At 44.2% G+C, this 1088-nt stretch carries 1 protein-coding gene; it reads right to left on the bottom strand.

Translation table 11 applies throughout. The features are described 5' to 3' along the window. Positions 1 to 310: 310 nt before the first annotated feature. Positions 311 to 778, bottom strand: a complete 468-nt coding sequence (locus ACUU1I_RS20710; protein ID WP_074433898.1) for a hypothetical protein — start codon at positions 776 to 778, stop codon at positions 311 to 313. Positions 779 to 1088: the final 310 nt, after the last annotated feature.

Genomic DNA, 1088 nt, shown 5'->3' with positions numbered 1-1088 from the left:
TGGAGATAAGAGAGGAACGGCTGATACAGGAGCGCGAACATGCGTTATCCCTGGAACGGGAGCGTCAGCCGGAAATACAGGAACGCACGCTGGATGGTCCTTCGCTGGGATGGTGAAACCATGAAAAATGGCAGCTTCAGTGGATTAGGAGGGGTTAATGTGGCCTGTACCATCTGGTTGCATAGGTATTCATGCGGTTAAAATTTATCAGGCGCGATCGCGGCAGTTTTTCGGGTGGTTTGTTGCCATTTTTATCTGTCTGCTGCCGTGATCGCACCAAACGCGTTTCAGTGGTGCGGGCAATAAGATATTACGTTAAATTGTGAGAGAATGGTCCCCATATACTGACTTTATCATACGGATAGGGTTGGTAGTGGGTCGATTGGGTTTCGGCATTGTTTCCGTTAATGCCAATTGCATTTTTGTATTTGATGCAACAGAAGGCGTGAGATTCTCCTGAGCCTGGAAAGTCTAAGTGTTTAGAATTGATGGCAAAATATCTTCCGTCCGATTCTTGAAGTAGTTGTTGTTTGGCTGTCTCCCAAAGGGTGCTGTTACAAACTTCTTGAATTTGTAGTTGTTGCAGGACTCTTATTACTGCGTTGTCATGTTCCAATTCTTTAGGGGAGTGTATTATTCTCTCTTTTAATAAGCTGTTTACCACAGGATTTAGTTGTTGTCTAAAGCACGCAGATAATGCCATTGCTACACAATTTTGTTCCCGAGGAAGCATGTTTGGCGGGGTATGCCGTGTTTGATGTGATATGTCTATTCTCATAGAAGGTCTCTGGCTTATAGCATCAACAAATACGGCTATAAAACAAAATTTTCATAGAGTGATTCAAGATCTTCTTGAGATCTTTTTTGGCGGTGCGTAATCTGCTGCCTGCAAACAAAAAAACCACCGTTATCAACGGTGGTTTGTTTGCCGGAATCTAGAGCTACCAACTCTTTCTTCCGAAGGTAACTGGCTTGGTGGAGCACAGATACCAAATGCTGTCCTTCTAGTGTAGCCGCAGTTAGGCCACCACTTCAAGAACTCTTAATATCTCAATCCACCTTATCCAGTTACCAATGGATGCTGCCAG

It is taken from the genome of Shigella sp. SIG3 (genome assembly GCF_053555855.1).
Note: the sequence above shows the minus strand (reverse complement) of the source record. Positions and strands in the feature narration are given on the sequence as shown.

What these genes read in the sequence shown, in the direction of transcription:
- ACUU1I_RS20710 (WP_074433898.1), bottom strand. Translation starts at nt 778, where the DNA reads ATGAGAATAGACATATCACATCAAACACGGCATACCCCGCCAAACATG.